The organism is Streptomyces capoamus, assembly GCF_014654935.1.
Taxonomy (GTDB): Bacteria; Actinomycetota; Actinomycetes; order Streptomycetales; family Streptomycetaceae; genus Streptomyces; species Streptomyces capoamus.
On the sequence record NZ_BNBF01000021.1, the window covers coordinates 102,877 to 108,509 of the forward strand.

Consider the following 5,633-nt stretch of genomic DNA (forward strand, 5'->3'; position numbering starts at 1 on the left):
CGTCGGGAACGGCGACACCGACGCCGAGGTGGTGTGCGTGGTCGGCGGGGCCCACTTCGGTGACCGCCGTGCCTGCCAGGGTGGTGACGGGGTGCAGGTAGGGGCGCGGGGCGAGCCGGGCGGGCAGTTCGGGCCGGGTGACGTAACGGCCGACCGGGCGGCCGGCGACCCGCAGGACCAGGTTGTCGGCGGATGTCATCGGGTGCTCACCTCGTCCGGCGGGGCCCAGGAGGAGCCCAGTTCGGAGTAGAGGGCGAGGGTGTCGGCGGCCGCGGCGACCAGGGCGTCGACACCGGGCACGATCCGGCGGTGTTCGCCGGGCAGCAGCCGCCAGGCGTGCTCGGGCAGCGGCGCCGGGTCGGGGGCGGTCCGCACGGCCTCCACGACCCGCATGAAGGCGCCGGTCCCGTCCGGCGGGACCAGCAGCGCGGAACCGCCCGCCAGGTGGTCGAGCAGGTTCTCCAACAGATCCGTGCGGCCGTACTCGGTCTCCTCCGGGCCGTGGCCGGTGCGCTGGAGCAGGACGCGGTCCTGCTTGTACCAGAAGGTGATCCGGCCGCTGCTGCCGTGCACCACCAGGTAGGGCTCGCCGGGGTGTTCGGCGCACAGGGTGGCCGCGACGGTGACCGGTCCGCGCGGGGTGCGGACGCGGACGCAGGAGGTGTCGTCGGACTCGATGGCGTTGGCGCGCAGCAGCTCGGTCTCGATGCCGGTGACGTCCTCGGCGCGGGTGGTGCCGAGCAGTGCGAGGCCGGTGGCGACGGCGTGCGCGAGGGGGTTGGTGAGGACACCGTCGACGACATCGGCGCCGTTCAGCCGCCGCCGGCCCGCCCAGGGCGCCCGCCGGTAGTAGGCCTCGTCGCGGGCCCAGGCCCCCGCTCCGCCGACCCCGGTGACCTCGCCGATCGCGCCCTCGGCGACGAGCCGCCGGATCGCGGGCAGCGCGTGCGAGCCGAGCGACTGGAAGCCGATCTGGCAGGCCACCCCGGCCCGCGCGACCCCGTCGGTCATGCGGCGGAACTCGGCGTACGAGGGCGCGGGCGGCTTCTCCAGCAGCAGGTGCACCCCGCGCGCGGCGGCGGTGAGGGCCAGGTCGGTGTGGGTGGGGATCGGGGTGCAGACGACCGCGATCCGGGCGCCGGTGGCGTCCAGGAGCGCGCCGAGGTCGGCGGACTGCGCGGGCGTGCCGAGCCCCTCGGGGATCTCCGCCCCGCTCAGCGGGGTCAGTTCGCAGATGCCGGCCAGCCGCAGCAGTCCCGCGGCCTGGAGCCGGCGGATGTTGGCGAGGTGCCGGCGGCCGTGCCCGCGGGCCCCGGCCAGGACGACGGGCACGCTCATCCCTTCACCGCCCCCGCGCTGAAGCCGGTGATCAGCCACTTCTGGATGAAGGCGAACACGATCACCACCGGTACGGCCGCGACGATACCGCCGGCCGCCAGGGCGCCCAGGTCGACGCTGTCCGCGCTCATCAGGGTGTTGAGGCCGACCGGGATGGTCTGCTTGCCCGGGTCGGACAGGAACATCAGGGCGAACAGGAAGTGGTTCCAGGCGTGCACGAAGGCGAAGGAGCCGACGGCGATCAGCCCGGGCCGCAGCAGCGGCAGCACGACGATCCGGAAGGCGGTGAACCGGTTGCAGCCGTCCACCCAGGCGGCCTCCTCCAGGGAGTACGGCACGTTCCGGATGAACCCGCTGATCAGGATCATCGACAGCGGCAGCTGGAAGACGGTCTCGGCGATGACGACACTGCCGAGGGAGTTGATCATCGACAGCCTGGCGAAGATCTGGAACAGCGGCACCAGCAGCAGCGCGCCCGGCACGAACTGGGAGCACAGCAGGGCCAGCAGGAAGCCGCGCTTGAGCCGGAAGTCGAAGCGGGCGAGCGCGTAGCCGCCGGCCAGGGCGACCACGGTGGTCAGCACCAGGGTGGCGAGGCCGACGTAGACGCTGTTGGCGAAGTAGGTGCCGAAGCTGCGCTCCGTCCACACCTTCTCGAAGTGCTCGGAGGTCATCGGCCAGGGCACCAGCGAGGTGGAGCCGGCCGGGCGGAGCGCGAAGAGCAGGATCCAGTAGAAGGGGACCAGGGTGAAGACGAGGTAGCCGGTCAGGGGGACGTAGATCTGCCAGCGCGGGACCTCGTCCCAGGCGCGGCGCCTGCCGCCGGGCCGGACGGGCTCGTCCGCGACCCGCTCGGGCGCGGGAGCGATCTCGGTGATCACTTGGAGTCGCCTCCGAACTTGCTCAGCCGCAGGTAGACGATCGAGCAGAAGAGCAGGATCACGAACGCCACCGTGGTCAGCGCGGAGGCGTAGCCGAAGTCGTGGGCGTCGACGCTGGTGTTGGCGATGTAGAGGGGGAGGGTCGTGGTCTCCCCGGCGGGCCCGCCGCCCGTCAGCGTGTACAGCAGGTCGACGTTGTTGAACTCCCACACCGCGCGCAGCAGCGTGGACAGGACGACGGCGTCCTTCAGGTGGGGCAGGGTGATGTGCCAGAACTGCTTGAGCCGGCTCGCCCCGTCCACCTCGGCGGCCTCGTACAGGTCCCGGGAGACGGACTGGAGGTCGGCGAGGATGAGGATCGCGAAGAACGGCACCCCGCGCCACAGGTCGGCGACCACCGCGGCCGGGAACACCGTGGAGGTGTCCGACAGCCAGCTGGTGCCGTAGGAGCCCAGCCCCGCGTCCGCCAGGTACCGGGTGATGCCGGTCTGGGAGTTGTACAGCAGCACCCAGATCGCGGAGGTCAGCACGCCGGAGACGGCCCAAGGCGAGAAGACGAGCGCGCGGCCCAGGGCCCGCCCGGCGAAGGTCTGGTTGACGATGAGCGCCAGCGCCAGGCCGAAGAGCAGCTGCAGCCCGACCTCGACCACGACCCACTGGGCGCTGAAGGTCAGCGTGTCCCGGAACTGGGGGTCGTGGGCGAAGGCCCGGGTGAAGTTGCCGAGGCCCGCGAAGCCGTTCCGCCACGGTTTGGTGGGGTTGTAGTCCTGCAGGCTGTAGTAGAAGACGCTGAGCACCGGGTAGGCGATGAAGCCCAGCATCAGCAGGCCCGCCGGGGCGATCAGCAGGTACGGCAGCCTGCGCGGGGTCGCGGAGGCACGGCGCCGCCGGGGTGGCGCGGCCGGTTTCGCCACGGCTGCGGCTTGGGCCATGACTGTTCTCCGTTCACAGTGGGCGGTGGGGCGGTCACAACGGGCGCAGGAAGCGCTTGCTCCTTGTACGTGCGTGAGTGTCGGTACTGCGCGTGAGCGGTACCGCCGGTGCCTGTCAGCCGGCGTACGGGTCCGGCACGATGCCCGGACGGGCCAGGAACTCGAAGTCGCAGCCGGTGTCGGCCTGGGTGATCTGCTCGTCGTAGAGGGCGCCGTAGCCGCGCTCGTACCGGGCGGGCGGCGGGGTCCACTCGGCCCGCCTGCGGTCCAGCTCCGCGTCCGCCACGTGGAGGCGGAGGCTGCGGGCCCCGACGTCCAGGGTGATGAGGTCACCGGTGCGCACCAGCGCCAGCGGGCCGCCGATGTACGACTCGGGGGCGACGTGCAGGACGCAGGCGCCGTAACTCGTGCCGCTCATCCGGGCGTCGGAGATGCGGACCATGTCCCGCACGCCCTGCTTGAGCAGGTGGTCCGGGATCGGCAGCATGCCGTACTCGGGCATGCCCGGACCGCCCCTGGGCCCGGCGTTGCGCAGCACCAGGACGTGGTCGGCGGTGATGCCGAGCGACGGGTCGTCGATGGTGCGCTGCATGGTCCGGTAGTCGTCGAAGACGACGGCCGGCCCGGTGTGCTGGAGCAGGCGGGGTTCGGCGGAGATGTGCTTGATGACCGCGCCGTCCGGGCACAGGTTGCCGCGCAGTACGGCGACCCCGCCCTCGCTCGCGACCGGGTTCTCCCGGGTGCGGATGACGTCGTCGTCGTGGACGCGGGCGCCCCGCAGCTGCTCGCGCAGGGTGTCGTGCGACACCGTCGGCCGGTCCAGGTGGAGCAGGTCGGTGATCCGCGACAGGAAGCCGGGCAGGCCGCCGGCGAAGTGGAAGTCCTCCATCAGGTACTTCCGGCCGCCGGGGCGGACGTCGGCGAGGACCGGGACCGTGCGGGCGATGCGGTCGAAGTCGTCCAGGGTGAGCCGGACGCCCGCCCGGCCGGCCATGGCGATCAGGTGGATCACGGCGTTGGTGGAGCCGCCGAGGCCCAGCACGGTGGTGACGGCGTCCTCGAAGGCCTCCCGGGTGAGGACGTCGGACAGCGTGCGGTCCCGGTGGACCAGTTCTACGGCGGTCATGCCCGCCCTCGCCGCCATCCGGTCGTGCCCGGAGTCCACCGCCGGGATGCTGGACGCGCCCGGTACGGTCACCCCGAGCGCCTCGGCCGCGGCGGTGAGCGTGGACGCCGTACCCATCGTCATGCAGTGGCCGGGCGAGCGGGCCAGACCGCTCTCCAGCTCGGTCATCTCGCAGTCGCCGATGAGACCGGCCCGCTTGTCGTCCCAGTACTTCCACATGTCGGTGCCGGAGCCGAGGACCGCACCGCGCCAGTGGCCCGGCAGCATCGGGCCGGCCGGCACGAAGACGGCGGGCAGGCCGACGGAGGCGGCGCCCATCAGCAGCGCGGGCGTGGACTTGTCGCAGCCGCCCATCAGCACCGCGCCGTCGACCGGGTAGGAGCGCAGCAGCTCCTCGGTCTCCATCGCGAGCAGGTTGCGGTAGAGCATGGGGGTCGGCTTCTGGAAGGTCTCGCTCAGGGTGGAGACCGGGAACTCCAGCGGGAAGCCGCCCGCCTGCCACACCCCGCGCTTGACGGCCTGCGCGCGGTCGCGGAGGTGGACGTGGCAGGGGTTGATGTCCGACCAGGTGTTGAGGATCGCGACGACCGGCTTGCCGAGGTGCTCCTCGGGCAGGTAGCCGAGCTGGCGGGTGCGGGCGCGGTGGCTGAAGGAGCGGAGCCCGTCGGTGCCGTACCACTGGTGGCTGCGCAGGTCCTCGGGCTTCTTGCGGGGTGCGGTCATATGGACCACCCGGCGGCGATGCCGGCGACCTCGGCGCGCTCGGCCTCGGGCAGCGGCCTGCTCGGCGGGCGGACGTCCCGGCGGCACAGGCCGAGCGCGGCGAGGGCCTCCTTGACGACGGTGACGTTGTTGGCGTTGCCGTGCGCGGCACGCAGTTCCTCGAAGCGGCGGATCTGCTCCCAGACCTTCATGGCGGCCGGGTAGTCGCCGGCGCGCAGCGCCTCGATCATGTTCAGCGAGACGGCCGGGGCGACGTTCACGAGTCCGGAGGTGAAGCCGGTGGCGCCGGCGGAGAAGTAGGACGGGGCGTACGGTTCGGCGAGGCCGGCGATCCAGACGAAGCGGTCCAGGCCCGCGTCCCGGGCGAAGGCGGCGAACCGGGCGGCGTCCGGGACGGCGTACTTGACGCCGATGACGTTCGGGCAGTGGCCGGCGAGTTCGGCGAGCCGGGCGCCGGGCAGCTGCGCGTTGCGCAGGTAGGGCACCACGCCCAGGTCGGGGACGGCCTCGGCGATGGCCCGGTGGTAGTCGACCCAGCCGGCCGCCGAGACGTAGGGGTGCACCGGCTGGTGGACCATGACCATGGCGGCGCCGTGGTCGCGGGCGTGCCGGGCGGAGGCGATCGCGGTGGGC

Annotated in this window: 6 protein-coding genes; all 6 read right to left on the bottom strand. The window is 72.6% G+C overall.

Features of this window, described 5'->3' with window-relative positions:
* The coding region (locus tag IE312_RS42205) for a DUF6807 family protein (RefSeq protein WP_229900536.1) at nt 1–199 on the bottom strand (199 nt) is incomplete at its 3' end.
* On the bottom strand, nt 196–1,338 hold the full coding sequence (locus tag IE312_RS28620; protein WP_189985192.1) for a Gfo/Idh/MocA family protein: 1,143 nt from the start codon (nt 1,336–1,338) through the stop codon (nt 196–198). The genes IE312_RS28620 and IE312_RS42205, both read right to left, overlap by 4 nt.
* Nucleotides 1,335–2,219 carry a carbohydrate ABC transporter permease gene (locus IE312_RS28625; protein WP_189985193.1) on the bottom strand — a complete coding sequence of 295 codons (885 nt, stop codon included), beginning with the start codon at nt 2,217–2,219 and terminating at the stop codon, nt 1,335–1,337. Before IE312_RS28625 ends, IE312_RS28620 begins: the two co-directional genes overlap by 4 nt.
* The gene (locus IE312_RS28630; protein WP_189985194.1) at nt 2,216–3,151 is read right to left on the bottom strand and encodes a carbohydrate ABC transporter permease; all 936 of its coding nucleotides are present in this window, start codon (nt 3,149–3,151) and stop codon (nt 2,216–2,218) included. The genes IE312_RS28625 and IE312_RS28630 overlap by 4 nt, the downstream gene beginning before the upstream one ends.
* 115 nt (nt 3,152–3,266) lie before the next feature.
* Nucleotides 3,267–5,000: an L-arabinonate dehydratase gene (gene araD, locus IE312_RS28635; protein WP_189985195.1), complete on the bottom strand. Its 1,734-nt coding sequence runs from the start codon at nt 4,998–5,000 to the stop codon at nt 3,267–3,269.
* A partial coding sequence (locus IE312_RS28640) for a dihydrodipicolinate synthase family protein (protein ID WP_229900537.1) occupies nt 4,997–5,633 on the bottom strand: 637 nt, incomplete at its 5' end. The genes IE312_RS28640 and araD, both read right to left, overlap by 4 nt.